This is a genomic window from Streptomyces sp. NPDC058872, from assembly GCF_042743065.1.
In the GTDB taxonomy this organism is placed as follows: domain Bacteria; phylum Actinomycetota; class Actinomycetes; order Streptomycetales; family Streptomycetaceae; genus Streptomyces.
Genome location: NZ_JBHYMK010000021.1, coordinates 66,886 through 93,112, shown reverse-complemented (window position 1 = coordinate 93,112; position 26,227 = coordinate 66,886). Strand labels below are relative to the sequence as shown.

Annotated in this window: 25 protein-coding genes and 1 pseudogene; 9 read left to right on the top strand and 17 right to left on the bottom strand. The window is 70.6% G+C overall.

Going from position 1 to position 26,227, the window contains the following annotated elements; translation table 11 throughout:
• Positions 1-15: 15 nt before the first annotated feature.
• From ACFW22_RS16200 to ACFW22_RS16190, 3 genes are all read right to left on the bottom strand, one after another.
• A complete protein-coding gene (locus ACFW22_RS16200; RefSeq protein ID WP_386404037.1) occupies positions 16-333 on the bottom strand; it encodes a hypothetical protein in 318 nt (105 codons plus the stop codon).
• 10 nt (positions 334-343) lie between these two features.
• A complete protein-coding gene (locus ACFW22_RS16195; protein ID WP_386404034.1) occupies positions 344-526 on the bottom strand; it encodes a hypothetical protein in 183 nt (60 codons plus the stop codon).
• Positions 527-1,651: 1,125 nt separating this feature from the next.
• Positions 1,652-2,668 (bottom strand): LuxR C-terminal-related transcriptional regulator, encoded by a 1,017-nt coding sequence (locus tag ACFW22_RS16190; protein ID WP_386404032.1) that lies wholly within the window; start codon positions 2,666-2,668, stop codon positions 1,652-1,654.
• Between the two features lie 285 nt (positions 2,669-2,953).
• Here ACFW22_RS16190 and ACFW22_RS16185 point away from each other — a divergent pair, with 285 nt between their 5' ends.
• Positions 2,954-3,802 (top strand): helix-turn-helix domain-containing protein, encoded by an 849-nt coding sequence (locus ACFW22_RS16185; protein WP_386404029.1) that lies wholly within the window; start codon positions 2,954-2,956, stop codon positions 3,800-3,802.
• Here ACFW22_RS16185 and ACFW22_RS16180 read toward each other — a convergent pair.
• Positions 3,785-3,973, bottom strand: a complete 189-nt coding sequence (locus ACFW22_RS16180; RefSeq protein WP_386404026.1) for a hypothetical protein — start codon at positions 3,971-3,973, stop codon at positions 3,785-3,787. The two genes, ACFW22_RS16185 and ACFW22_RS16180, sit on opposite strands and share 18 nt — an antisense overlap.
• Positions 3,974-4,118: 145 nt before the next feature.
• Entirely contained in the window at positions 4,119-5,048 is a 930-nt protein-coding gene (locus ACFW22_RS16175) for a helix-turn-helix transcriptional regulator (protein ID WP_386404023.1), read from the bottom strand.
• Between the two features lie 109 nt (positions 5,049-5,157).
• On the opposite strand from ACFW22_RS16175, the gene ACFW22_RS16170 reads away from it, so the two are divergent.
• Positions 5,158-5,706: an NIPSNAP family protein gene (locus tag ACFW22_RS16170; RefSeq protein WP_386404020.1), complete on the top strand. Its 549-nt coding sequence runs from the start codon at positions 5,158-5,160 to the stop codon at positions 5,704-5,706.
• 89 nt (positions 5,707-5,795) lie between these two features.
• Here the strand turns inward: ACFW22_RS16170 and ACFW22_RS16165 are convergent, their stop codons facing one another.
• Both ACFW22_RS16165 and ACFW22_RS16160 read right to left on the bottom strand, forming a co-directional pair.
• Complete coding sequence (locus tag ACFW22_RS16165; protein ID WP_386404017.1) at positions 5,796-7,667, bottom strand: MFS transporter; 1,872 nt, start codon at positions 7,665-7,667, stop codon at positions 5,796-5,798.
• A 138-nt stretch (positions 7,668-7,805) separates the two neighbouring features.
• Positions 7,806-10,373 carry a serine hydrolase gene (locus ACFW22_RS16160; RefSeq protein ID WP_386404014.1) on the bottom strand — a complete coding sequence of 856 codons (2,568 nt, stop codon included), beginning with the start codon at positions 10,371-10,373 and terminating at the stop codon, positions 7,806-7,808.
• Positions 10,374-10,535: 162 nt separating this feature from the next.
• On the opposite strand from ACFW22_RS16160, the gene ACFW22_RS16155 reads away from it, so the two are divergent.
• From ACFW22_RS16155 to ACFW22_RS16145, 3 genes are all read left to right on the top strand, one after another.
• A complete protein-coding gene (locus ACFW22_RS16155) occupies positions 10,536-11,231 on the top strand; it encodes a GPP34 family phosphoprotein (RefSeq protein ID WP_386404011.1) in 696 nt (231 codons plus the stop codon).
• A 220-nt stretch (positions 11,232-11,451) separates the two neighbouring features.
• Positions 11,452-12,312, top strand: coding sequence for a helix-turn-helix domain-containing protein (locus ACFW22_RS16150; RefSeq protein ID WP_386404008.1), 861 nt, complete (start codon positions 11,452-11,454; stop codon positions 12,310-12,312).
• A gap of 179 nt (positions 12,313-12,491) precedes the next feature.
• A complete protein-coding gene (locus ACFW22_RS16145; RefSeq protein ID WP_386404005.1) occupies positions 12,492-12,692 on the top strand; it encodes a DUF397 domain-containing protein in 201 nt (66 codons plus the stop codon).
• A 232-nt stretch (positions 12,693-12,924) separates the two neighbouring features.
• Here ACFW22_RS16145 and ACFW22_RS16140 read toward each other — a convergent pair whose 3' ends face one another.
• Entirely contained in the window at positions 12,925-13,125 is a 201-nt protein-coding gene (locus ACFW22_RS16140; RefSeq protein WP_386404002.1) for a hypothetical protein, read from the bottom strand.
• Positions 13,122-13,514, bottom strand: coding sequence for a hypothetical protein (locus ACFW22_RS16135; RefSeq protein ID WP_386403999.1), 393 nt, complete (start codon positions 13,512-13,514; stop codon positions 13,122-13,124). The genes ACFW22_RS16140 and ACFW22_RS16135 overlap by 4 nt, the downstream gene beginning before the upstream one ends.
• A gap of 137 nt (positions 13,515-13,651) precedes the next feature.
• Between ACFW22_RS16135 and ACFW22_RS16130 the strand changes: the two genes are divergently transcribed.
• A complete protein-coding gene (locus ACFW22_RS16130; protein ID WP_386403996.1) occupies positions 13,652-13,981 on the top strand; it encodes a GntR family transcriptional regulator in 330 nt (109 codons plus the stop codon).
• A 75-nt stretch (positions 13,982-14,056) separates the two neighbouring features.
• On the opposite strand, the gene ACFW22_RS16125 is transcribed toward ACFW22_RS16130, so the two are convergent.
• The 3 genes from ACFW22_RS16125 to ACFW22_RS16115 form a co-directional block, all read right to left on the bottom strand.
• Positions 14,057-14,890, bottom strand: a complete 834-nt coding sequence (locus ACFW22_RS16125) for a protein kinase (protein WP_386403993.1) — start codon at positions 14,888-14,890, stop codon at positions 14,057-14,059.
• Positions 14,891-14,969: 79 nt separating this feature from the next.
• Positions 14,970-15,413 carry a hypothetical protein gene (locus ACFW22_RS16120; RefSeq protein WP_386403990.1) on the bottom strand — a complete coding sequence of 148 codons (444 nt, stop codon included), beginning with the start codon at positions 15,411-15,413 and terminating at the stop codon, positions 14,970-14,972.
• A 289-nt stretch (positions 15,414-15,702) separates the two neighbouring features.
• Positions 15,703-15,984 (bottom strand): hypothetical protein, encoded by a 282-nt coding sequence (locus ACFW22_RS16115; protein ID WP_386403987.1) that lies wholly within the window; start codon positions 15,982-15,984, stop codon positions 15,703-15,705.
• 322 nt (positions 15,985-16,306) lie between these two features.
• Here ACFW22_RS16115 and ACFW22_RS16110 point away from each other — a divergent pair, with 322 nt between their 5' ends.
• The gene (locus ACFW22_RS16110; RefSeq protein ID WP_386403984.1) at positions 16,307-17,413 is read left to right on the top strand and encodes a helix-turn-helix domain-containing protein; all 1,107 of its coding nucleotides are present in this window, start codon (positions 16,307-16,309) and stop codon (positions 17,411-17,413) included.
• Positions 17,414-17,573: 160 nt separating this feature from the next.
• Here ACFW22_RS16110 and ACFW22_RS16105 read toward each other — a convergent pair.
• Positions 17,574-17,711 (bottom strand): annotated as a pseudogene (locus tag ACFW22_RS16105) (IS1380 family transposase); the annotation flags it as partial.
• Between the two features lie 551 nt (positions 17,712-18,262).
• Entirely contained in the window at positions 18,263-19,168 is a 906-nt protein-coding gene (locus ACFW22_RS16100; RefSeq protein ID WP_386403981.1) for an NADP-dependent oxidoreductase, read from the bottom strand.
• Between the two features lie 196 nt (positions 19,169-19,364).
• Here ACFW22_RS16100 and ACFW22_RS16095 point away from each other — a divergent pair, with 196 nt between their 5' ends.
• Positions 19,365-20,255, top strand: a complete 891-nt coding sequence (locus tag ACFW22_RS16095) for a helix-turn-helix transcriptional regulator (RefSeq protein WP_386403978.1) — start codon at positions 19,365-19,367, stop codon at positions 20,253-20,255.
• Between the two features lie 186 nt (positions 20,256-20,441).
• Here the strand turns inward: ACFW22_RS16095 and ACFW22_RS16090 are convergent, their stop codons facing one another.
• Positions 20,442-21,278 (bottom strand): hypothetical protein, encoded by an 837-nt coding sequence (locus ACFW22_RS16090; RefSeq protein WP_386403975.1) that lies wholly within the window; start codon positions 21,276-21,278, stop codon positions 20,442-20,444.
• 82 nt (positions 21,279-21,360) lie between these two features.
• Between ACFW22_RS16090 and ACFW22_RS16085 the strand changes: the two genes are divergently transcribed.
• Positions 21,361-22,143, top strand: coding sequence for an SDR family oxidoreductase (locus tag ACFW22_RS16085; protein WP_386403972.1), 783 nt, complete (start codon positions 21,361-21,363; stop codon positions 22,141-22,143).
• 29 nt (positions 22,144-22,172) lie between these two features.
• On the opposite strand, the gene ACFW22_RS16080 is transcribed toward ACFW22_RS16085, so the two are convergent.
• Together ACFW22_RS16080 and ACFW22_RS16075 are read right to left on the bottom strand one after the other, a co-directional pair.
• A complete protein-coding gene (locus ACFW22_RS16080; protein WP_386403969.1) occupies positions 22,173-23,291 on the bottom strand; it encodes an ADP-ribosylglycohydrolase family protein in 1,119 nt (372 codons plus the stop codon).
• Between the two features lie 327 nt (positions 23,292-23,618).
• The gene (locus ACFW22_RS16075) at positions 23,619-26,201 is read right to left on the bottom strand and encodes a bifunctional FO biosynthesis protein CofGH (RefSeq protein ID WP_386403966.1); all 2,583 of its coding nucleotides are present in this window, start codon (positions 26,199-26,201) and stop codon (positions 23,619-23,621) included.
• Between the last annotated feature and the right edge of the window lie 26 nt (positions 26,202-26,227).

Here is a 26,227-nt window from a genome sequence, read left to right as displayed (position 1 = left end):
CGGATGGCGCTGCGGTCACCGGGTGGAGCGGGTGGTGGGCTCCGCGAGCGGCTTTGGGGGCAGGTAGCGCCGGTTGAGCAGGGGCGAGCTCTGCTGGCTGCGCGCGAGGAGGGTGTGGGCACGACTGAGGGCGCTGGGCGCACTCGGGGAACCGGGGCTCAGGAGGTAGAGCAGGAAGTCGAGACGGCCGGATTCGGGGCGCGCGCTGACGTGCTGGAGTCCGACCGAGGGCAGAGCGTGGGCCCACATGGCGTCCACGGCCTCGGCCGCTTCGCTCGCCTCGGGGGCCTCGCCAGCCTGCCTGCACATCAGGCTGGCATAGACGATTTCCATCGCCGGCTCATCAGCCCCAGCCAAGGCTGTTGGAGGAGGGCTGCACACCCCAGCCGAGGCTGTCGGAGGTCTCGGCGGTGGCCAGTACCGGCGTCTTCTCGGCGGCGGCCGAGGCGGCGCAGGGGATGAGGATGATCGCGGAGAGGGAGACAGTGGCGACCGCGGCGGCCTGGGCGATACGAGTGCGAATCACGACGAAAGTCCTTAGCTGCTGAGGGGATGGCTGTCCTGCGCCGTTCGGGCGTCCCGCGGGTGACGCTCCGTCCGGTCACCGCCCGGGGCGTTTCCCTGGCGGCAATGACCAGCTTCGTCGCTCGCCGACGGCACCGGAAGGCCTTCGGGGTGTCGCCTACCGGCCTGTCGGGATCCGGACTTTAAGTCATGGACATGACAATCTCTTGGTCGCTCGCACCCCCTGGAGAAAGGACGCACTCGACCCTGCAGTGAAAGCGAAGGGTTCCTGTTCGCCCTCACACGAGCACCCCGAGATCACGCGTCGTCGCGACCGCCTGGCCCCCTTGGCCATCAGAACGTAGCGGGCTGCTCAGCAACTCTCGCGCCGCGGCGCCGGCAGCCTCCGCTACCCCTCGGACAGATCGCCCAGGAGTTCGCGCCCCCTCTCAACAGCGCGGCAGGCGCGACGGCCGACAGGACGCCGCTGGCACCGACCAATACCGCGAGTAGCTTGTGACGGGGCTTCCGGGCCACGGACCAAGGCACCCCAGCCCTTGTTCCGGCGTACGGGGGCCACGTGTCCGCCCGCACCCATGCCGATCGCGGTGAGCCGTGCGGCCGTGGCTGTGCACGACCGGAGTACTTGCCCAAGCAGCCTTTCCGGCTGAGAAGAGCACAGTCCGAGGGCCCGGACAGTCACCGTCGGCGATGGTGAGGGTCCAGCCGGCGGCGGCTTCGGCTCCGGATCTCTCCCCTGCCATGCAGCCGCCGCGGATTGCGGCGCGAAGCCGGCCGTGACGACCAGGCGGGCTCTGCTCTCGGGCAAGAGCACGAGGTACCCGATGGGGCGGTTGGCCGGCGACTCGGGCACTCCGAACAGCGGCCCGAGCCGCGGCACCGTCAAGCCATCCGCCCGTAAGCCGCTACCGGCATCCCGGTCCGCCATCGGCAGGCTCCATGGCCGACGACACGGCCTGCCCGCGAGGAAGGGCCATGGCCTGGGGCAGCTGGCCTGCGCAAGCGCCGACTGCATCACCTGCCCATGAGCAGCAGGCGCGGGACAGCCCCTGACCGTCCCGCTGCTCCCGGCCCGGGCCTGCCGGCCTGGCCGATGCCACTGCTCTTGCGCGGCGGTCCCCCGTGATCAGAGCCAGCCTTTCTGGGCGGCTTTGATTCCGGCTTCGAAGCGGCTTCCGGCGCCCAGGCGTTCCATGATGGAGGACATGTGGCGACCGATGGTGCGCGAGGAAATTCCCAGGCGCTGCCCCACGGCGTCATCGGTGAACCCGGCGCCAAGCAGGCGCAGGATCTCTCGTTCGGTGGGGGTGAGGCTGGTTCGGGGGTCCTCGGGGCGGGTGGCGCCGAGGGGAACGGCCGTGTTCCAGGACAGCTCGAAAAAGTCGAGCAGCGCGGCGAGGATGCCTGGTTCGGTGACGTGCAGGGCTCCCTTGCGGGTGTCGGTCGGGTCGATGGGGACCAGAGCCTGGGCGCGGTCCACGACGACCATGCGCTGGGGAATCGTGGGGGCGGTACGGACCTCGCTGCCCTGACCGAGCAGCCATTGGGCGTAGGCCGTGATGTGGGGCTGGTTGCGAGTGGCGTCCTGGTAGAGGGTTCGCATCGTGATGCCGCGGCCCAGGGCCTCGGTGTCCGCGGAGCGGCTGGCTGCAAGGTCCTCGGGGCGTTGGCTGCCTGGCTGGCTGCTGAGGACCTCGGAGATCGCAGAACGGCCCATGTGTTCAAGGCGACTGTGGATGGCGTCCAAACCGTGCAGGCGTTCGCCATGGTTCGTACGGAGCTCGGCGCGTTCGGCGACCATACGCGAGACAGCTGCACGTGAGGCGGCGAGCCGGGCCTGGCGTGAGGCGAGTTCGGCTTCCTGGCCGGCAAGCAGGTCGGCCAGGCCGATCTCCGGACTGACGGCGCGCATCTGACCTGGTCGCTCGGCGGATACCCGTACCAGGGTGAGCCGGCTCAACTCATCCAGGTGATCATGTACCTGAACGGGCGTCAGAGCGCAATGCGCAGCGATCTCCTCCAGGCTGGAGCCGGGATGATCCAGCATGGCCTGGTACACCGCCACGGCCGCAGCAGTCAGCCCCAATACCTCCAACATCGGATCCCCCCGGATCATCGGCCGCACCCCGCACTCGTCGAACACACAGCAAGGTCGGCAGTTCAGCGATCGGTCTAGCCCTGCCTCCTGGACCTCAGGACTTGTTCCACAGCCGAAGGCAGGCCCTCCAGGCGCAACCCGTCCACAGCAAGAGCGGTCACCACGCCACGGCCGGGAAACCACACGGCAGAGGACAGGTAAATCTCCCGATGCCGTTGGTCAGACGAAGACAGTCTCGCTCTGCGTGATCACCGTTTCCAGGGTGCAGGAGTGCAGATAATTGGGCCACCCCGGCTGCTGCCCGGGCGCATCCCGAGTGGAAGGTTTCGGATGAACCTGTCGGCCAGTGACCGAGGCCGCCTCAAGAAGATCCTTCAGGCGCGCCGAGCCGCGATCGACCCGGTGACCATGGGGTTCCCCAAGCGCATGCCCGGTCCTGGCAGGCGGGCTGCCGGTCTGAGTCAGGAGCAGATGGACGTGCTGCTCACGCGCACCCCGGGCACGTACAACCGGTTCGAGAACGGTCAACTCTTCAACCCCGGCGTCGATCTCCTCACGGCAGTCGCGAGGACGCTGCGGCTGGACGAACAGGAATGGGCGTTCCTGTGGCTGATCACCCGCAAGGAGAACCCGCCACACGCTTTGCACGGCAGTTCGGCGATGTCCGTAACCGTGGGGTCGTGGCAGCGGGTCGTCGACCAGATCAGCGGCGCGCTGGCGTACGTCAGCGATGCCGAGTTCAACGTCATCGTGCACAACGAGGACTTCCGACGCCTTTTCCCGCGCGGGCAGGCCCCGGGAAACATCATGCGCTGGATGCTCCTGTCCTTCGAGGCCCGCACCGACGTCCTGATGCACTGGGAGACCCACTGGGCGCCGGCCATCATGCCCCACCTGAAGCGCAGCGTGGAGCTACGCCCGGAGAATCCGGCCCTCGGTCGTCTCGCGTACGACGTCCTCAACGACCCCGTGGCCGGCCCGCTCTACCGAGACCATGCGGCGGTCCCCATCCCCCACTTCGACGGCTCCGAACTCCCCATCTGCCACGCCGTTCACGGACCGGGCCGGCTCACGACCTACCTCGCCGAACCCGTCACGGCCCCCGGCGCCCGCGTCAACCTCAGCCTCTACACACCCGAAGACCCTCTTCTCCCGAAGCCACTACCAAGTGACAAATAGGGCGCCCCCGGTCCCGGCCAACGTCAGGTAGGCGACCGTCGGCCGCATCGGTACTTCGATCTTGTCGGCCAGCAGCCAGGCCACCACGGCGCGGCCGTCGAACTGCGGGTGCACCTCCGTGCCAGCCACCGGGGCGGGGAAGTCGTCGTAGCGGCGGCGCCCATTCACCACTGCGGCCCGGCCCACCCCGGCCATCCGTTCCTGCCGGGGGCACCAGGGGCAAAGGCCACCCGGGAACGTTCCCGGGTGGCCTTTGACGTCCTTTCCGGCATCACCGCGGGCAGTCCCCCGCGGTCGGGAGGGCCTTCCGCCCGGGTCACGCGTCGTAGCGGGTGGCGAGGATCCGTGCCGTCTCGGCGATGCGGCTGCGCAGTTCGGCCGGGGCCAGGACCTCGACGTCGGCACCCAAGCGCAGGAAGTCCCGGTGGGCGTGGTCGATCGATTCGATGGGTACGCGGGCCTCCGTCCATCCGTCACCCGTGGGTGTCACGCCCAGGTGGCGGGCGCCCTCCGGGGTGAGTCGCACCAGGGCGTCCGCAGTGTGCAGTCGTGCTCGGAAGTCGGCCAGGTAGACGTTCCAGTACTCGGCGAGGTCGAACCCGTCGGGGGTGACGAACTCTTCTTCCAGCGGCCGGATTCCGAGGATCTGGTCGATCCGGTAGGTGCGGACCCCCGACGGTCCACCCGCGACCAGGTACCAGCGGCCGGCCTTGAGGACGAGCCCGTACGGCTCCACCCGTCGCTCGATCTCCTCCGGCGCCCGCCAGCGCCGGTAGCGCAGTACCACCGCCCGCCGCGCCCACACCGCGGTGGCGACCGCGGCCAGGTGAGGCGCTCGATCGACGTCGCCGTACCATCCGGGGGCGTCGAGCAGGAAGCGCTCCTGGATCCGCTCGGCGTGCTCGCGCAGCTCCGCCGGAAGGGCGGCCCGCAGCTTGAGCCGGGCGGTGGCGAGCGCCTCGCCGAGGCCGAGTTCGGCGGCGGCGCCGGGGAGTGCGACGAGGAACGCGGCCCGCGCCTCGTCCACGGTCAGTCCGGTGAGCCGGGTCCGGTAGCCGTCGACCAGACGGTAGCCGCCGGCGTGGCCGGCGGCGCCGTACAGCGGGATGCCGGCGGCGCCGAGCGCTTCGACGTCGCGGTAGACCGTCCGGACGGAGACCTCCAGTTCGTCCGCCAACTGTCGGGCCGTCATCCGACCCCGGTTCTGGAGCAGCAGCAGCAGGGTGACCAGCCGGCTCGCACGCATGCCGCCCAGTATCCACTGACAGTGGGTGTCAGCAGAGCGGACCTAACCTGCCGCCCATGGACGAGAACGGGACCACGGACCTCATCACACGCACCAAGCGGGCCGGCGCATGAGCATCGTCGAACTCCGGCAGTACACCCTGCATCCCGGCACCAGGGAGACCCTGATCGAGCTGTTCGAGCGCGAGTTCGTGACCGGTCAGCAGGCGGTCGGCATCACCGTGGGCGGCCGGTTCCGCGATCTGGAGGACCCGGACCGCTTCGTCTGGCTGCGCGCGTTCCCCGACATGGCACACCGCAGGAGCGCGCTGGAGTCGTTCTACACCGGCCCGGTCTGGCGGGAGCACCGTGACACCGCCAACGCCACCATGGTCGACAGCGACGACGTCCTGCTGCTGCGGGGCCCGGGCTTCACGCCGGAGCCGGGGACGAGTGAGGTGCTCGCGACGGTCTGCCATCCCACCGACGCGGCCGACTTCGACGCGTACGCCGCCCGGCACCTGGGCCCGGGCCACGCACTGCACCGGACCGAGCACGCCGAGAACGACTTTCCCCGCCTGCCCGTTCGCACCGGGGAGGACGTCCGGGTCTGGTTCGGGCGGGCCGAACCGGCGCCCTGGCCGACCCGGCGGCTGCGGCTGGAGCCCGTGAAGTCCTAGTCCCGCCGTTCGCCGTTCCCGCAGGGGCGGAGCGGCTGGGCCCCGGTGGCGGGCGCGGGGTTCCGGTGGCGGGGGTGGCCCCCGGTGCCTCAGCGGAGCTCTTCCGGGCAGGGCGTGCCCCGGGAGAACTCGTAGGGGGCCGCCAGCCGGTAGACGCCGGCGCGGGGGGCGACCAGTTCGGTCCACTCATCGCCCTCGGCGTCGGCTTCCGCGCTGAAGAGGCAGCCCTCCTCGTTGGCGAAGACCTTGGGGAGCTCGGTCTCCGACTCCTCGCGGGCCAGTCGGGAGGCCTCGGTCTCCTGGGGCGGGGCGATCTTGCCGCCGTTCTCGTCGACGAGGGCGAGCCAGGGCGAGTACGGGACCCGGATCAGGACCCGGCCGGGGCTGTCGACGCGGATGACGACCTCGTTCTCCTCGGCGCTCTGCACCTGGGCGGGCGGGTCGGCCAGCGGGGTCGGGTCCTCGACCTCGTACAGCCGCCAGTTCGCGTCCGACCAGACCTGCTTCAGGTAGGGCAGGCCCTCGTCCACCAGTTCCGCCTCCAGCTCGGCGCCGGAGTCGGGGGTGCCGGTGGGCAGGACGACGTAGTGCACGGCCCAGCGGTGGAGCCATTCCTCGTAGTTCTGCGCGTTCAGGGTGTCGTCGTAGAAGAGCGGGTTGCGTTCCATGTCGGCCTGGCGGTTCCAGCCGCGCGCCAGGTTGATGTACGGGCTGAGCGCGGAGGACTCGCGGTGGCTGGAGGCCGGCACGACCTCGACGCGTGCCTTGCCCGCGCCCCGCACCTGGAGCTGGTTGACGAGCGGCGCCAGCTCGCGGGCCCAGGAGGCGTCCGGGGCGGTGCGGATGACGTCGTCGACGCCCTTGAAGCCGATCCAGAAGTTGAGCCCGACGAAGGCGACCAGCAGTGCGTACCAGCGGCGCGAGCGCGGCGCCGTGTACGGCAGGGCCGCGAGCAGCACGACGCCCGCGAACAGCATCGGCAGCCGGGAGATGTTCGAGCCGATCTGGGAGTCGATCAGCCAGGTCAGGAAGGTGCCCACCGTGTAGACCACGGCGGCGGTCCGGACCGTCCGCCAGTCCCTGGGGACGAGGCAGAAGACGAGCACCCCGAAGGTCAGGGGCAGTGCGGTCGAGCCGAACGCCATCGGCTGGGTGCCGGAGAACGGGAAGAGCCAGGCCGAGAGCCCGACCACGGCCACCGGAGCGAGCCCGAGGGCGTACGCGCCGGGGCGCCGCTTGTTGAGGAAGAGCGCCCCCGCCATGATGCCGAGGAAGAGTCCCGCGACCGGGCTGCACGCCGTCGCCAGGCCGGCCAGCGGGGCGGCGACGGCCGCTTTGGCCCAGCGCCGGCGACGGGCGCAACGACAGTCGGTCCGGTCGAGCCAGTGTTCGCACCGGAGGTGCGGCCAGCAGAAGACGGCGGCGACCGCCCCCAGGGCGAACGTCATGCCGAGGCCGAAGGTCACCCGCCCCGAGAGCGCATTGCAGAGGAACGCGAAGACGGCGGCGATCGAGCAGAGCAGCGGATTGCGCACCGCCCGCACCCGGACCAGGATCAACGCGGTCAGCGCCGCCGACAGCGTCCCCGCGAGCATCATCGTCTTGCGGACGCCGAGCAGCGACATCAGGTACGGCGAGACCACGCTGTACGAGACCGGGTGCATCCCGCCGTACCAGGCCAGGTTGTACGCGGAGTCCGGGTGCCGTCCGACGAACTCGGCCCAGGCGTCCTGCGCGGCCAGGTCCCCGCCGCTGTTCGCGAACAGGAAGTACCACAGGAGGTGGGCGACCGCGGCCAGTCCGGTGGCGGCCAGCACGGTGTAACGGCGCTTCCGCCGCGGTGCGGAGCCGGGAGGGACCGGGGCCCGGGGTGGTGCGGGACGCTGCGCCGGAAGCACTATTCGCAAAGGGGAAGGACGCTTCGACCCGTGGTCGGCGCGTGTCGGCTCGGCGGTGGTCACTGCGGCCCTTTCCTGTGCTGCCCGTTCTCCCGTGCTCGTGCGGCCCGTGTGGTTCCGGCACCGCCCGTCTCGTCCCCCCCGAAACGCTAACAGTCGGACACCCGGTGTCCCCGGGTGCCCGACCGCGCGCGTGGCCCCTCAGCCCAGGCGGGTCAGCTTCTTGTCGAAGCCCGGCTCCGCCAGGTCCGACTGGAGCGCGACCGGAGCACTGACCTTGCCCGCGCCCGTGCCGATCGACACCTGGCCGATGACGTCACCCGCCTTGCCGGTGTGCGGGACGGCCTTGCCGCCGTCGGTGAGGTCCAGCTGGACCAGGAGGCCGGGCCAGCCGACCGCCCTGAGCTCCTTGGTGGCCACGACGGGGGTCCGGCCGCCGAGGCCGTCGTCGACGTAGCCGAGGACCTGGCCCTTCTCGACCACGGCCGCCGAGGTGACGTCCTGCTGTGCCTTCTGGATCAGCTTCAGGCTGTTGTCGATGGCGAGCTGGAGCTTCTCGCCGAGGTACTTGGCGTCCTGCGCGCCCATGACGACGCCGAGGATGCGACGGTTCTGGCCGTCGATGACCGTGTTGGCCGCCCAGAGCAGGTTGCCGCCGGCCGGGGTGGAGGAGCCGGTCTTGATGCCGCTCACACCCGGTTCGAGCAGGATGTTGTTGTTGTTCTCGATCCGGCCCGGGATGCCGTCCACCGTCACGTTCGGCATGTTCACGATCTCGCGGAAGACCTCGAACTGCATGACCGCCTCCGCCAGCTTCAGCTGGTCCTGCGGCGTCGACATGGTGGTGTCGAGCAGGCCGGACGGGTCCGTGTAGGTGGACTGGGTCATGCCCAGCTCCTCGGCGGCGGCGTTCATCTTCTCGATGAAGGCGGCCTCCGAGCCGGCGTCCCAGCGGGCGAGCAGCCGGGCCACGTTGTTCGCGGAGGGGATCATGAGGAGCTGCAGGAGCTCCTTCTGCGAGTACGTCTGCCCCTTCTTGACCGGGGCCCTCGACTCGTGCTCCGCCTTCCCCTGGTCCTCCGCCTTCTGGTCGATCTCGATCTCCGGGCCCGGCTCGTTCCCCTTGAGCGGGTGGTCGCGGAGGATCACGTACGCCGTCATCGTCTTCGTGACGGAGGCGATCGGGGCCGGCCTCTGCGGGCCGTACGTCCCGATGGACCCGACGCCCTCGACCTCGACGGCCCCCTGCCCCTCGGTGGGCCACGGCATGTCCAGCTTTCCGCCCTCGAACGTGAACGTCGGCTCGGCCGACATCGTCAGGGCGGGGGCCGGAAGCGGGCGGACCATCTGCACGATCGCAAAGGCGATCAGCAGGAGCAGCACCAGCGGGGTCCAGATCCGCAGCCGGCGCACGGTCGTCCGCAGTGCGTTCGGCGGCGGGGGCGGGGTGTTCGTCAGTTCCGCGAGCAGGTCGAGCGGCGGCAGCGGAGGCAGCGGCTGCTGCCGGGTCCGCTCCGGTTCCACGGACGCGGTGGCGGACGGCGCGGCGGCGGACGGCGCGGGGGCGGGCGAGGGCACGGCCGCGGACGGCTTGGCGGCCTCCGTGGCGGGCTTCGCCTTCCCGGCCTCCTCTGCCGTCTTCCCGGCCGCCTTCTCGGCCTCCCGTGCCGCCCGTGCGGCCTTCTCCGCCTTCTGCTCGGCCGGAATGTCGGCGCGCAGCGGCCGGAAGACGCTGGTGCGCTCGCTGTCGGAGTCGCCCTTCGGAGCGGAGCCGGCCTGCGCGGCAGGGTCGGCCTTCGCGGCGACGTCGGCCTTCGCGGCGGAGCCGGCGGTGAGATCGGCCGGGAGCCTCAGGGCGGTCGTCGGCTGGTCCACGACCGGCGGACGGACCGCCTTGAACATGGTCGTCGGCTGGTCGACCGGACCGTCGTCGTCCGCGGCAGCCGGAGCGCCCTGGGGCTTCGCGGCAGCACCGGTAACGGCACCGTCCGGGCGGGCGCCCGCGCCGGCGGGGCCGTCGGAGGAGGGGGCGTCGGAGGAGGGGGCGTCGGAGGAGGGGGCGTCGGGGGCGGACGGCTCGACCGGGGCAGCCGGCTCGACCGGGGCAGCCGGCGCCTCGGCCTTGGCAGCCGCGGGGCGCTTCCGTGCGGCGAACCAGGAATCGACCGGCGCGCTGTCCTCGACGGGTTCCTTGCCGTCGGCGTCGTCCGCGTCCGCGCCCGCGCCGCTGTGGGGCACCTCGTCCGTCGCGTCGCCGGAACCGTCGCGGTCTCCGTCCGCAGGGGCGTCCTCGGACTCGTCGCCCCCGGGGCCGTCCGCCGCGCCTTCGGGCCTCGGCTCCGAGCCGCCCTCCGGCCCGTCCGCAGGCTCCTCGGCCTCCGGCTCCCCGGTCTTCGACGTCCCGCCCTTCGACGCCCCGGCCTCGGGCTCCTCGGCCTCCGGCTTCCCCGTCGAAGCGACCCATGCCGCCACGGCCGTCTTCAGGCGCTCGCCCTCGGGCTCGGCCCCGGACTCCGGCGCAGACGGTTCCGCCGGCGTGGACGGTTCCTTCTGCTCCTTCTGCACGTCGTCCTCGGGCGTGCGCGGAGCCAGGTTCTTGAACACGGCCGTCGGCTGGTCGACCCGGACCGACGGGGACTCTGACCCTTGGAGCACGGAGAGCCGGGGATCACGGTCCCCGCCGCCCGGGGTCGCCGTCTCCTGAGACGACCCCTGCTGCTCCGCCTTGTCGGGGGACTCGCCCGCCACCGTGCCTCCTCCATGCGTCATGCGTACGTCCGAACCGTCTACCAGTGTCCTGTGTGAACCCCTTGGCCCCCGTGCTAGACGAGAACGACATACCTACTGGTTCCCGGATGAACCACCCGGGCACTCTCGACAGATGAATGTGAGAGGGGTCACCCTGTCATTCATCCACGCGGGGAGGCATGGATGGGCAGGAGCCGCAGAACTATTCCGGAAGAGCTTCTACTGCTCGCTCTGGACCCGACCACGGGTACCACAGCGCAGCCGCAGTCGCTCGACCTCGGTCTGGCCGGAGCACAGCTAGTGGAGCTGGCTCTGGCAGGCCGGATAGCCCCTGACGGGGATCGTATCGCCGTGGTGATGCCACGGCCGACTGGAGATCCGACTTTGGACTCCGCGTTGGAACTGCTGCGCAGGCGCGGCAGCCCGGTGCGGGCCGTCCACTGGATCGGCGGACCCCGACTGGGGCTCCGTCAGACGTATCTCTCGCATCTGGAGCGATGCGGCATGGTGCATGCCGTGGAGAGCCAGATGTGCGGGGTGTTGCCGACGACTCGCTACCAAGCGACGGACACGGCGATCAGTCGGGAGATCCGTGCCCGACTGGACAGTGCGATCCGCACCGGCGTACCGCCGGACCCGCGGACCGCGGCGCTTGCCGCGCTGGCCCATGCGGTCGGTCTCGGGAAGCACCTCTACCCCGGCAACGAAGGACGGTCGTCGCGGTCCCGGCTGCGCGACCTGATCCGGCACGACCCCATGGGCGGACTCGTGGCGCACGCCGTGATGGACGTCCAGAACGGTGCGGCGCAGCCGCGTCGGAGCGCCGCGGGCGTCCCGGCGCAGCCCCGCGGCGGCATGGCCCGCGCGGCCGCACACTGATCGACCGGTCGAGCGCGCGACCAGGCGCGGCCGGCACCGAGAACCACCCTGCACCAGAAGAACCACCCCGAAAGCCGCACGGTCGTGCGGGGCGGCCTGGACGGCCGCCCCGCACACGTGCGTTGTCCTGTTTTCCCAGCGCACACCCGGCCTTTGGTGGCAGTCTGCCAAGCAGTAGGTACGCACAGCTACGCAGCAGACAGCCGGAGGTGCAGTTTCCGTGGCGTCCAACGTCAATCCCACCGTCAGGCGACGCCGATTGGGCCAGGAGCTGCGCAAGCTCCGCGAGGCGAAGAACATGACGGCCGAGCAGGTCGCCGAGCGCCTCCTCGTCTCCCAGTCCAAGATCAGTCGACTGGAGAACGGCCGGCGCTCCATCAGCCAGCGTGACGTCCGCGACCTGTGCGGGGTGTACGAGGTCGAGGACGAGCGCATGGTCGACTCCCTCATGCAGATGGCCAAGGACTCCCGCCAGCAGGGCTGGTGGCACGCCTTCGGCGACATCCCGTACAGCGTCTACATCGGTCTGGAGACGGACGCGGAGAGCCTGCGAATGTACGAACCGCAGATCATCCCCGGGCTGCTCCAGACGCACCGGTACGCGGAGGCCGTGATCGCGGGCGCGCTGCCGGAGTCGACGCCGGCGGAGATCGAGAAGCGGGTCACGGTCCGCACCCGGCGCCAGGAGCGGATCCGGGACGAGGAACGTCCGCTGCGGCTGTGGGCGGTCATCGACGAGGGTGCGCTGCACCGGATCGTCGGCAGCAGGCAGCTGATGGTGGAGCAGTTGGAGCACCTGATCGAGCAGTCGCAGCTGCCGCACGTGACCGTGCAGGTGCTGCCCTTCGAGATGGGCGCGCACCCCGGGATCAGCGGGCAGTACTCGATCCTGGAGTTTCCGGACACCTCGGACTCCAGCGTCGTCTACATCGAGGGCGTGACGAGCGACCTGTACCTGGAAAAATCCCCGGACGTCAGCAAGTACTCCGTCATGTACGAGCACTTGAGGGCCCAGGCGCTGAACGTCGAGCAGACGCGCGAGTTCATTTCGAAAATGGCCAAGAAGCACGCCCAGGGATGACCCGGAGAGGACGGGGAAGGCACCTTACAGCCCGCGACCGCTCCCACGGAAGCAGGGTTGGAATATGCCACTCGGTCGTGTGAACGCCGGTCCCGCCAGACGGGGCCGGCGAGTAGCGTCGATCACGCCATCAAGAACGTTGGCGAAAAAGGCTACTTGGTAGAACCGGAGTGAGCAGCATGGCAATCATTCAGGGCGGTACGGACACCTGGACGAAGTCCTCGTACTCGGGCGGGAACGGAGCCTGCGTCGAAGTGAAGTCCCCCGTGATGACCGCGGTCGCGGTGCGGGACTCCAAGGCCCCCGAGGGCCCGTCCCTCTCCTTCGGTCCCGGTTCGTGGAACGCCTTCGTCGGCCAGGTGAGCAACGGGTCCCTCTGACCCCGATGCACAGACACAGCAACCCGCAGCACGTATGAGCCCTCTCGACCGGTCCGCCGTCCTGGCCGAGGGGGCTCGGCCCTTTTCGTGCAGAAGGGGTCACCCCCATGCCGCCCCGACGCACCAGAACTGCGACGTCCGCGCACCTGCGCACGCCCTGAAGCCCTGAAGCACAGAGCGGAAGCCCCGTCCGGCCCTGACCGGACGGGGCTTCCGCGTCCGCGGGAAGGGACTACACGGGCTGCTCCAGCTCTCCGGGCAGAGGACCTGGGGCGAGTTCCGCCGCATGGTCCGGGCAGGCGTAGAGGGTCGTGCCGGGACCGCTGGCACTCTGGATCCAGCGGACCGCCACGGGCGCGTGCGTGGTGGTGCGGCACGCGACGCACAGTGCCACGTGCCCGGCGGAGTCGGCGGTCAGTCCGTCGCGGGTCATGCGCTCACCCCCGCAGCGGTCCGGCCGGCGAGCACGTCGAACTGGTCCCCCTCGTAGCCGTACGGATGATCCACGCCGAGCGTGGCGAGCACGGCGGCCGTGCGGCGCTCGTGGATGACCCCGGGGTCCACCGCGCGACCGCCGGGAGCATAGGGACGGATCAGGGCCGTGTCCTCGCCGCGGAGCGGGGCGCGGCGGGCGCGGACGTGCTCCGGGGTGGGGGTCGGCCACGGCCTCATGTGGGGGCCGGTGAGGGTGGGCAGGGTCTCGGGTGCGCGGTGGGCTGCGGAGTGGCGCCCGGGCCGGCGGGGCGGACGCGCTTCGAGCGCGCACCACAGTAAGAGCAGTGACCCGAGTCCGATGGATACGAGGGCGATAAGATCGCGCATGGTCGTTTCAGCTCCCTAAAGCTGTCTCGGCAAGCCCCGGCGGACCGGTCCTAAGCGGTCTGTCGGGGCGTTTTCCTTGCTGAGCATAGATGCTTACGTCAGCTCTCGTCAGCACTTGTAAAGGCACGTAAAGCAACATGGCGGAATGTGCCCGCATGAGACCGGGCCGATACCGTTTCCCCATGACTTTCGGCCCTGATGACCAGGTGGAGCGCGACGCTCCCGAGCCCCCGTATCAACAACTCGTCGGTATCCTGCGGGCGCGGCTTGCCCGGGGAGACTGGAAGCCCCGTCGTCCGATTCCGTCTGAGTCCGCCCTGTGTGATGCGTACGGGTTGTCCCGTCCCACGGTGCGCCGCGCAGTCGCCGAACTGGTCTCTGCCGGACTTGTCTTCACCGTGCCGCAGCGAGGGACATACGTAGCCGAGCCGACACGCGAGGGCGACGGCCAAGGGGCGAGTAGCTGATATCAGCAACGCCACGCCGCTACATGGGGGAGCTGAGCGCGGACGGGACGGTACAGGGGAACCCGCCATATAGCGCTACGTGGCAAGCATCAGGGCCGCACAAACCTCATGGGCCGTGGGACGGTCGGACGGCCGGTAACTCAGCATGGCGTCCACCAGCCCGCCCAGTTCCCCCGCGATCATGACCGGGCGGTGCGGCTTGTCCACGATTGCTTGCCGCTGGTCCTCGCGTGAGGCTTCATCGGCGTAGGCAACATGACGCCACCCCGTTGCGCTGATCATGAGCGAGGCCCCGAGCGCGTACACATCAGACGCATGGGTCGGCTCGGCGGTGCCGTGCGCAAGAACGCTGCGGGCAATCTCCGGGGCTTCGTAGTGGACGAGGCAACCTTTGTACGGGAAGTCCCATCGGGCAGGGACAGGTCCACCACGCGCCAACCCGAGATCAATCAACGTCGCCCCGGCCCTTCCCATGATCAGGTGCGCCGGCTGCACGTCCCCGTGCACCCACCCGGACCGGTGCAAGTCCGCAAGAGCGGTGGCACTGGCAAGGGCATCGCGTCGGCCCGGAGCGGTCCGATTGCCGGGTGTGCGGTGCACTGCCCATCGCTCGTACAGGCTCGGCCCCGAATGCCACGGCTGCACGCTCCACGTGCCTTCGGCCCATTCGCCGTCGTAGATGGGTCCGGCCCCGAGGGCGCGCAGAACGTGCGCTTCACGGCTCGGAGCGAGGGCGGTATGGGCGTGCGTGTGGCTCGGATACCCGATCTTCACCGCATACGGTCCGCCCTCGGTCTCGACGTACCAAACCGTCGACCCCCGCCGGTTGACCACGGGACGGGTGTTCGTCGGCGTGATCACGTCGAGAACTCCGCGCGGAAGTCCCTTGGGTGGTGTGCTTGTTGCCATTCTCGACTCTCCCAATGGTGCGGAGCCGACCACCAAACGGCGACCGGCCCCGCACGCTCTCCCGGCCGGACCGTAGCGGCTAGACAGCCCGGTAGTCGCGTCCACAGTCAGAGTCGCACTGCGCCGCGTTCTCGCCGTTCACGGTCCAGAGCGAGTCCATGACCATGAACCCGTTGCCCTTGATCGCGTGGGCAGTGGCCTGCACCTCTTCCAGAACCCTGCCCCCGCCACCGGGGCGCGGGTTGTGCTCCAGGAAACGGCCCGCGTACGTCTCGCAGAACTCGCGGTAGTCGACGGTGTGGAGGATGAAGCTGTGCAGCGCGCAGTCCACGTCATCCGAGGGAACCATCTTGACCGTGGCCGTACCGACCGTGGCGAGGAACGCCAACGCTTGGTCGGTCGCGCGCTCCGCTTTCCCCTGCTCGTAGCCAAAGTGCGTCACGGTGAACTCGGCGACGCTGTTGAACAGCTCCGCGTCCACGAGGGACCGGCCGGTGCGGAGATCGGAAGATACAGCGGTCATGCTTTCGCTCCTCTTGTTTGTGTCGCGCATGGAACCTGCCCGGGCAACGGGCAGGGTCTTGCCCGCCCCTCGGCTCGGGACCTCCCTTCGGATGAGGCCGCGCCAGAGGGCGGAGTCTGGGGACGTGACGTCAAACCCGCGTCAGGGGATAAGGGATGGGCAGGAAACCTCAGGCAGTCCACTCAGCGCATGTCCAGGCCAGTTCGCGCAGCCCCACCGGGCATCCGTGAGCGCCAGGAAGAGCACGAGTCAGCAGCACCGTCGAGCACGGCCGCTGCCACTGCGCCTCTCACACCGGGTCCAAACGGCCCACGACTGCCACGTCAGCGAACTGCCGGGCGAAGCGGGCGTGCTCCGGATTGAGGCCGGTGTGCCCCATGCACGCGTCGTCGACGGGGCTCACGGTCGCGCTCGGCGCGGACGTCCACGCGCACCCCTCGTGCAGGCAACGGGCCGACACGACGGGCTCGGACTCGGGGTCGCGCCGGATGCGGTGCAGCACGTACCCGTAGACCCGGGTCACGGGGTCACCGTCGGCACGGGAGAGGTGAGCACGCGGATGCTCGCGCATTCCTCCTCGTTCGGCCGGCGCAGCATGGTGGGGGACGCTGTCCACCCGGCACCCCCGCCTGGCGGCACCAAGTGGACCACGGCACCATCCCAAGCGGTCACCCGCCCGAGCCGGAGCGTGATGCCGCTGGTGTCCACCGCGTAACGCTGTACAACGGGGGTCCACTCTTCTCCGGGCATGTCTCACTGTCCCCTCACATCGCCGTGACGGCACAGATTGTTCCGGCGCGGCTACGGAGCGGTTAGGGGCATGTTCAGGGTCAAGTTGGCTTGGGAGAGCCGTCGTTCGTACACAGTGGCAGACCTAGGGGCAAGATAGCCCTATGAGCGTTGGGGCCTTGATTCGAGACCTGCGTATCGCCCAAGGATGGTCACAAGGACGACTTGCGAAGGAGATCAACGAGTCGTTCCGAACGAACATTGATCGGGAGTACGTGAGCCGCTGGGAGCGTTCGAAGGTAGAGCCGGGGAACTTCTACCTTCGATGCTTGTCCGCTGTCCTTGACGTGCCGCTAGCTGTCCTTGAGAGCGAAATGAAACGTCGTACGTTCCTGTCTGACGTAGCCGCAACCGCTATAGCACCGGTGGTGGCGTCGGACCTGCTGTCCGCCGGTTTCGGCGCTCGACTACATGGCGGGCCGACTGTCGAAGACTGGGAGGGGAAGCTAACGACTTACGGCACCGAGTACATGAGCATGGGGGCAGCGGACATTCAGCGCCGTATCTCTGGCGAACTGGTCATCGTCCAACAGCAACTCGAACACCCGCAGCTCTGGTCTGTCGGCGCCCGGCTGATGACGTTGTACGCAAAGACATTTCCTGGAGCTGACGGGAGACGTGCAGTCAACTGGTACAGGCTTGCCGCGGAGGCTGCCGATCGATCCGGAGACGATCAGGCCCGCATCTGGGTTCGGGGCCGTGCTGCGATTGCGCTGGGGTATGAGGGGGCAGCACTCGGAGTGGCAGACCTTTTCGCAGACCAGGCCATGGCGATCAGTGACCGGCCCTCACTCGGACTGCTGAACGCGCTGATGGGTAAGGCACATGCCGCGGCGCTGCGAGGGGACCACACTACGGCCCGAGAGCTTTTGGACAGGGCACTGCGGGTGTTCGACTCAACGGGGTCGCACGAGCAGACCTCCGACTACGCCGTGCCGTGGTGGCGCATGAACGTCTTTACCTCCCTACTCGCTGCGCGACTCGGCGATGAGTCAACTGCCGTAGAGGCGCAGGAAGCAGCCCGCCGAGAGCTGCCCGAGTCACTGCCCCGGTTCGCAACGCACCTTGAAATGCATCACGGACTCATGCTCGCCAAGTCCGGGGACCGAGGCGGCGGCGTCAAGCACGCCCGCGCGGCTCTTGACACCCTGCCCCGTGAAAAGCACTCGCTTACTCTTCGACTGCTTATGGCCGAAGTCGAAGCGTCCTAGCCTCGAAGTTTCGTGACGGTCAGTCGACGGAGTCGGGGGACCGTTTTCGTGCCGTGGGCTGAAGCTGTGCAGGCTGAGGGCTCGGGTGCCGCCTCTGGACGGCGCCGGATTCCACTACTCCGGGCCGGTGGTGCTGTCGAAGGGGTGGGGAGTCCGCTGGTCAGCCTGGGGCGGGCAGTTGGGTAAGCCGGTCGAGGGCTGCGGTGATGTGACCGGGCCGGTGTCGTGCCAGACGGAGGGTGCGCCGACGGCCGATGGCCACGAGCTGTCCGGACGCGGTGAACAGACGGAGCCCTAGGTGTATTGCCCCGGGAGGTTGTGGACGGGTGAGGGAGGTCTCGGCTGAGGCGTCTTGAACGGGTGGAGGCGGGGCACACGGACCTTCTCCAGCACCGGCTCGAACTGCGGCGAGTCCCCGCGCTGCCCTGCGGTCACCACGATCGACATGGGTTTCTGCCCCTGCTCGACGGCCAGGTGCAGCTTGGTGGTGAACCCGCCTCGTGAGCGTCCCAGCCCGCGATCGACCGGCTCAGTGAAGACGCCGTCCGGCGGTTCCTTCTACAGGCCGCCCTGCCTTCGTCCCCTTCGGCAACAACGTCTCCAGCAAAGCCCACTGCTCATCCGTGGGATCTCCCCGCCTCATGAACCGTGATCACCTATCGGTCAAGATCCACTTTCGATACACAAACTAGATCCTGGGACATGACTCCAGCTTCAGCAGTCCAGATCGTGACCTCCGTCACAGCGCATGCGGCGCGGGTCCCAGCCTGTGGTCGCCTGTTGAGAAGGCGAGGGTCTTGTCTGTACCTCGGGGTGGACCCGACGGGTGTGCAGTCGGCTGCCGGTGTCTCACAAGCTGAGGACCAGCTTCCCGCGCACCCGCCCCTCAGCGCTGATGCGGTGTGCTTCGGCCGCCTTCTCCAGGGAGAGGACGGAATGGATCTCGACATGCACGGCGCCGGAGTCGATGAGGGTGCCGATGCGGCGCAGTGCCTCGCCGTCTGGGGTGACGATCATGCGGTGGGCCGTGATGCCGGGCAGGCGGTGTGTCTCGTCGACGGGTTCGGGGAGCGTGATGAGGGTGCCGCCCGGTCGAAGGAGATGCCATGACTGGTGCTGCACCGGGCCTCCGATGGTGTCCAGGACGATGTCGAAGGGTTCCGAGGCGGTCAGGTCCGCCGTCGCGCGGTCGGCCGGCTCGTCGACGCCGAGTCGGCGCAGAAAGTCCTGGTTATGGGCGGAGGCGGTCGCGGTGACGTGTGCCCCGAGGTGCCGGGCGAACTGGACGGCGAAGTGCCCGACACCCCCGGCGCCTGCGTGGACCAGGACACGTGTCCCGGCCTTCACTCCGGCCACTTCCATGGCCTGCCACGCGGTCAAGGCGGCCAGGGGCACGGCGGCGGCCTCCACGTAGGACAGCCGGGCCGGCTTGGGCGCGACGGCGGAGGCGGGCAGAACCGCGAGCTCCTGGTAGGCGCCGCCGTACGGCAGCGGCAGCATCCCGTACACGGCCTCGCCGACCGCCGGGCCGCCCGGCACCGTGGCCCGCACCACTCCCGCCACGTCCCAGCCCATCCCCAGCGGGAACGGCCGGTCGCTGCGGACCGCTCCCTCGCGGTGCTTCCAGTCGACCGGGTTGACGCCGGCGGCCTTGACCTCCACCAGGATCTCGCCGTCCGCCGGAGTTGGTGCCGGCCGTTCTGCGCACTCCAAAACGCTTTCGTCGCCGTACCGGGAGAAGACCACTGCACGCATCGGGGACGCTCCTGCTCTGTTCCGTGTCCGTTCGTATTCGTCGCGGCTGTCATACCGGCGACGGGGTCCACCGTGCAGGCCCGGAGGGAGACGCAGCCAGTACCCCCCGAGTACCAGGCCAGGAGACACGGCACGGGCGCTGGGGGGTACTGGCAGGGACAGGCTTCCGGGCGTCGGGCGACTGATACTGGCGGACATGAACCCAGCCAACGAGCTCGGCAGCTTCCTGATGTCACGGCGCGCACGGGTGACTCCGGCGGCGGCCGGAATCCCCGTGGCCGGGCGGCGCCGGGTCGCGGGGCTGCGCCGCGAAGAGGTCGCCGAGCTCGCGGGCGTCAGCGTCGTCTACTACACGCGCCTGGAACAGGGCCGCGCCCACCACCCGTCCGACGCCGTACTGGATGCCCTGGCACGGGTGCTGCGGCTCGACACCGCCGAGCGCGCGCACGTGAACGACCTGGCGCACCGGCCCCGCATCCGAAGCGCCGTCGATCCGGCCCCGGCCGATCCCGCGGACCCCGCACACGACGGGCGCGTACGGGACGGGCTGCGGCGTCTGCTGACCGCAGTGGGTGCCGTCCCGGCATACGTCCTCGGTCCTGCGATGGACGTCCTCGACGCCAACGACCTGGCCCGCGCCCTCATCGGCGCCCCGGCTGTCGGCGGGCGACTCAGCCTCGCCCGGCACATCTTCCTCGACACCGCCGCACGGGAGCTGTACCCGCGGTGGGAGGACGTGGCCCGTCAAACGGTCGGCTTCCTGCGGTTCTCCGCCGGGCGCCGTCCCGGTGACGTGCGTCTGGCCCGCATCGTCGCCGAACTGTCCGGCCGCAGCATGGAGTTCCGTTCCTTGTGGGCAGCGCAGGAAGTGGGCAAGGAGCCGTACGGCACGAAGAGCTTCCGGCACCCCGTGGTCGGCAGATTCGACCTCGCGTACGAGACCCTCGCGCTGCCCGGCGGTGAGGACCGGTCCCTGGTCGTCTTCACCGCCCCCGACGCCCGCGCGGACACCGCGCTGCGCCTGCTCGGCAGCTGGGCGGCATCGGCCGCTCCAGCAGGCGGGCCCGCAGCGCCCCACTTGCCGTGAGTGCGTTCACCAAAGCCGCACGGACCTGCCTTGATCGCTTTCGTGGACAACACCGGGCAGCCGCTCTGACCGCGGTCCGGGACTACCGTTTAAACTCAGCGACGAGCATGCGGGCGGGGGCCTTGTGCACGCGGCGCCACCAACCGCGAAGGCCTCCCCCGGGCGCCCCGCACCGCTTCCGGGCGTTCAGCGCAGTTCGTCGACGTAGCGGTCCGTGCCCGGCACGGTCGGGATGAACGGGGCGACCAGCTCGACCCGTCCGCCGTCGTTCCCGCCCAGGGCCTCCAGGTCGGCGAAGTGTTCCGTCCAGCAGGTGCGGGGGTCCTCCTCCAGGAACCAGAGCAGGGTGAGTCGGGTGTCGACGCCCTCGACCTGCTTGACGTACGTCATGCGGTCGCCGGGCAGCGGGGTCGGCCGGAAGGCCGTCACCATCGCCGCCGGTGAGCCGGCGAGCCGCCGGGGCAGTTCGCCGCGGCACAGCCGGTCGAGCAGCGCGTCCCGCTCCCGGGGCCCGTCGGCGTCGACGACCTGGAGGACCAGGCCGGCGTAGGGGTGGTCGAGGGCGTGGAAGTCGCGGGGGCCCGCCGCGCCGTCGCGGTAGACGGTCGCCGCGTGGTCCTGGAAGGCGGTGAAGACGTGGGTCCGCTCCTGGTGGACGCGGGCGTCGCGGTTGAGCCGTTTGTTGATGCCGACCGTCCACTTCATGTGGTCGTCGTAGCGGCCCTCGGTGATCCAGTACGTGGAGAGGTAGCAGCCGGTGGTGACCGGTCGGGCGACGGCGGACTTCTCGGGGACCCGGAGCAGTTGGAGCTCCCTGGTGGCGACCCAGCGCCGGCCGGCGTACATCCAGGGCATGGCCATGGCGCCGGCGTAATAGTGATCGTCTTCATACCAGCGGTTATAGCTGTGCTCATGGCCCGGGTGCGGTTCGACCATGGTGATCAGCGCGTGGCCGGGACGCACTCCGTACGGTCCGACGGCCGCCAGTTCCGCGTAGGTGTCGCTGCGGGTCTCCTCGCTCACTCTCGTGCCCCTTCCCATGTCGGTGCCGGCCCCCTACTCTGACGGGCCGTCAGATGAATGGCCAGGGGCGAGAGGGGTCGGGATGCTGCTCCGGGAGAAGACGGTCGTCGTGTCGGGGGTCGGCGCCGGTCTCGGCCACCGGGTCGCGGAAGCGGTGGTGCGCGAGGGGGGACGCGCGGTCCTCGGTGCCCGCACCGGGGCCAACCTCGCCAAGTCCGCCGCGGAGATCGACCCGGAGGGGCACCGCGTCGCCCACCGGGTCACCGACATCACCGACGAGGAGCAGTGCACCGCGCTCGCCGCGCTCGCCGTCGAGCGCTTCGGCGGGATCGACGCGGTCGTCCACGTCGCCGCCCTGGACTCCCACTTCGGAGGGCTGGAGGACGCGGACTTCACGACCTGGCAGGGGGTCCTGGACGTGAACCTGCTGGGCACGCTGCGGATGACCCGGGCCTGTCTGCCGGCGCTGAAGGAGCGCGGGGGTTCGGTGGTGCTGATCGGGACGCAGTCGGCGGTGGCGGCGCCCACCCAGGTGCGGCAGGCGGCCTATGCGGCCTCGAAGGGGGCGCTGACCTCGGCGATGTACTCGCTCGCGCACGAGCTGGGTCCGCACCGGATCAGGGTCAACACCGTGCTGCCGGGCTGGATGTGGGGTCCGCCGGTGCAGGCGTACGTCCGGTTCGCCGCGGACGCCGAGGGGGCGCCGGAGGCCGAGGTGCTGGCCCGGCTCACCGAGCGGATGGCCCTGCCGGAGCTCGCGACGGACGGGGACGTGGCGGAGGCGGTGCTCTTCCTGGCCTCCGATCGGGCGCGGGCCATCACGGGGCAGTCACTGCTGGTCAACGCCGGGGAGCTGATGCGCTGAGCCGGCACGGGGACGGGCCCCCTCGACCGTCAGGCCCGCGGGTAGCGCGCGAGCCAGCCCGGGGAGGACTCGGCGGGGGTGTGCAGGGCGGTGCCCTGGGTCATCTCCATCGAGAAGTCGTCCGCGAGCTCCAGGACCGTCGCGCGTCCCTCCAGTTCGGCCAGCCAGGCCGGCGGGAGGGCCGTCTCGCCGTGCAGGGCGCCCAGCAGCGCGCCCGTGAGCGCCCCCGTCACCTCCGAGGGTCCGTCGTGGTTCACCGCGAGCCGCAGCCCGTGCCGGACGTCCTCGCCGACCAGGGCGCAGTAGACGGCCGCCGCCAGCTGCCCCTCGGCCCGGTCCTCGCCGGCGCCGAGCGCGGTCACCCGGTCGGCGTCCGGCACTCCTTCGCGGACGGCCGCGAGGGCCCGGTCCAGCGCCTCCGTGACCGGCTCGTGGCCGGGACGGGCCGCGAGTTGTTCCCGGGCCCGGGCCACCGCGGCCTCGATGGAGCCGCCGCGGGCGAGGCCGTGCACGGTGACCGCGAGGGCGCCCGCCGCGAGCCCGACCGCCCGGGCGCCGTGCGTGTGGGCGGCGCACTCGACGGCGAGCTGGCAGACGAGTTGGGGCTCCCAGCCGACGAGCAGCCCGAAGGGCGCCGAGCGGGCGAGGGCGCCGGAGTCGTGGGCGTCCGGGTTCTTGGGCTTGTCGAGGGTGCCGAGCTGGTCGTCGGCGAGACCGGTGAGGCAGGCGCGGGGAGGGTTGCGGCGGGCGTAGAGCCATTCCTCGCGGGCGAGCCAGCCGTTGTCCTTGCGGCGCTCGTCGGGGCCCCAGTCGTGCTGGGTGGCGACCCACCGCCGGTGGGCGCGGTGCACGTCCGTGGGCGGGTGCCAGACGCCGGTGTCCCGGCGGACCTGGGCGCGGATCAGGCCGTCGACGGTGAAGAGGGCCATCTGGGTGGCGGCGGTGACGGCGCCCCGGCGGCCGAAGGCGGGCACCGGCTCGGTCAGTCCGTCAGGTCCGTGGGCCCCGCGGAGCTCCGTGAGGGTGTGGGCGGTGGCGCCCGCACCGAGCGCGTCGCCGAGGGCGCCGCCGAGCAGACACCCCCGTACGCGGGCCCGGAAGTCCTGCTGTTCGGCGCGGCCCCACACGGCTGCGGCTGTCGTGGCCACGACGTGCCCTCCCCCCGTAGACCGGTCTGCGCAGCACTGTAATCGACCGAGTACGTCCGTTTGATGGCCGGAACGTTATGTGAGCGGACGCCCTGGAGGCCGCTTTTGACCGTGTTCCGCCAGCCCCCGGGAGGGCGCGCGGGACACCGGGGCGGGACCCGGGCGGAGGGAGCGCGGGCCGGGCGGAGGCAGCGGCCCGGGCAGGGGAGCGGACCGTGCGGAAGCGGCGGACGGCGGCCCTACCCCGGGGCCGGAACACGGGTACCGGAACACGGGTACCGGAACACGGTCCCGGGGCCCGCCTCCCTCGCCGGGCCCCGGGCGCCCCTACTCCTGCACCAGCGGCAGCAGGGCCGGCAGGTGGCCGTCCGAGGCCCTCGCCGTGCGCTGCCGCTCCTCGGGGACCTCCCCGTAGGAGGTGGTGCGGGGCTTCGCCGGGCGGCCCGCCGCCGCCGCGATCGCCTCCAGGTCGCGGATCGAGCGGTAGGAGCCGTAACTCGACCCGGCCATCCGGGAGATGGTCTCCTCCATCAGGGTGCCGCCGAGGTCGTTGGCGCCGGAGCGGAGCATCTCCGCCGCGCCCTCCGTGCCCAGCTTCACCCAACTGGTCTGGATGTTCGGGATATGCGGGTGGAGGAGGAGCCGGGCCATGGCGATGACCGCGCGGTTGTCGCGGGTGGTCGGCCCGGGGCGGGCGATGCCGGCGAGGTAGACGGGCGCGTTGGTGTGGATGAAGGGGAGCGTCACGAACTCGGTGAAGCCGCCGGTCTCCTGCTGGATGCGGGAGAGGGTGCGGAAGTGGCCGAGCCAGTGCCGCGGCTGGTCCACGTGCCCGTACATCATGGTCGAGCTGGAGCGGATGCCCAGTTCGTGGGCCGTGGTGACGACCTCGATCCAGGTCGCCGCGGGTAGCTTCCCCTTCGTCAGGACCCAGCGGACCTCGTCGTCGAGGATCTCCGCCGCCGTGCCCGGGATCGAGTCGAGGCCCGCCTCCTTCGCGGCGGTCAGCCACTCGCGGATCGAGAGGCCGGTGCGGGTGGCGCCGTTGACGACCTCCATCGGGGAGAAGGCGTGCACGTGGATGTCGGGAACCCGCTCCTTCACCGCGCGCGCGATGTCGAAGTAGGCGGTGCCGGGCAGGTCGGGGTGGATGCCGCCCTGCATGCAGACCTCGACGGCGCCGACCTCCCAGGCCTGCTGGGCCCGGTCGGCGACCTGGTCGAGGGAGAGGGTGTAGGCGTCGGCGTCGGTGCGGCGCTGGGCGAAGGCGCAGAAGCGGCAGCCGGTGTAGCAGACGTTGGTGAAGTTGATGTTCCGCGTGACGACGTAGGTGACCTCGTCGCCGACCGCGGCCCGACGGACGTCGTCCGCGATCCGGGTCAGGGCGTCGAGCGCGGGGCCGTCGGCGTGCAGCAGGGCGAGGGCCTGGGAGTCGGTGAGCCGGGTCGGGTCGTCGGCGGCGACCGCGAGGGCCTCCCGGACGTCGGCGTCGACCCGCTCGGGCACCATCCCGGGGGCGGCGGCCTCCCGGAGCGCCTCCCAGTCCCCGTACACCTCGTCGAAGTCCTCCCGCCGGTCGTGGGTGCGGCCGGTGGTGTCGATGGTGTGGTGCAGGTCGGTGCGGCCGGCGGCGACGAAGGCCTCGTCGGGCTCCTGCCAGGGCAGGCCGCGCACGGGCGCGTCGGGGTCGGCGAGGCCGGTGGCGGGGTCGGCGAGGGCGCGGACGTGCGGGAGGAGCCGGGGGTCGAGCCAGGGTTCGCCCCGGGTCACGAACTCGGGGTAGACGCAGAGCCGTTCGCGCAACTCGAAGCCGGCGGCGGCGGAACGGGCGGCCAACTCCTCGATCTGCGGCCAGGGCCGTTCCGGGTTGACGTGGTCGATGGTGAGCGGGGAGACCCCGCCCCAGTCGTCGATGCCGGCGGCGATCAGCCGCTCGTAGGCGGAGTCGACCAGGTTCGGCGGGGCCTGGATGCAGGCGGCGGGACCCATGATCAGTCGGGCGACGGCGACGGTGGCGACCAGGTCGTCGATCTCGGCGTCGGGCGCCGCGCGCATCGCGGTGTCCGGCTTGGCCCGGAAGTTCTGGATGATCAGCTCTTGGATCGCGTGGTAGGTCCGCGCGGTCCGGCGCAGCGCGAAGAGGGACTCGGCGCGTTCCTCCAGGGTCTCCCCGATGCCGAGCAGCAGCCCCGAGGTGAAGGGGACGGAGGAGCGGCCGGCGTCCTCCAGCACCCGCAGCCGCACCGCCGGCTCCTTGTCGGGGGACCCGTGGTGCGGGCCGCCGGGCTCCGACCAGAGCCGGGTCGCGGTCGTCTCCAGCATCATGCCCATGGACGGCGCGACGGGCTTGAGGCGCTGGAAGTCGGTCCAGGACAGCACCCCGGGGTTGAGGTGGGGCAGCAGCCCGGTCTCCTCCAGGATGCGGATCGCCATGGCCCGCACGTACGCGATGGTGTCGTCGTACCCGTGCGCGTCGAGCCACTCCCGGGCCTCGGGCCAGCGGTCCTCGGGCTTGTCGCCCAGGGTGATCAGCGCCTCCTTGCAGCCCAGTGCGGCACCGCGCCGAGCGACGTCGAGGACCTCGTCCGGCGACATGAACATCCCGTGCCCGTCCCGGCGCAGCTTGCCGGGGACGGTGACGAAGGTGCAGTAGTGGCACTTGTCCCGGCAGAGCCGGGTGAGCGGTATGAACACGCTCTTCGAGTACGTGATGACCCCGGGCCGTCCGGCCGCCTCCAGCCCGGCGTCCCGGACCCGTCCGGCGGACGCCACCAGGTCCGCCAGGTCCTCTCCGCGCGCCCGCAGCAGCACGGCGGCCTCCGCGACGTCGAGCGCGACCCCGTCCCTGGCCCGCTTCAGCGCGCGGCGCATGGCGTTCTCGGTGGGGCGTCCTGCCTGGTGATCCGTCATGGACCGAGCATACGAGCGGCGCTCCG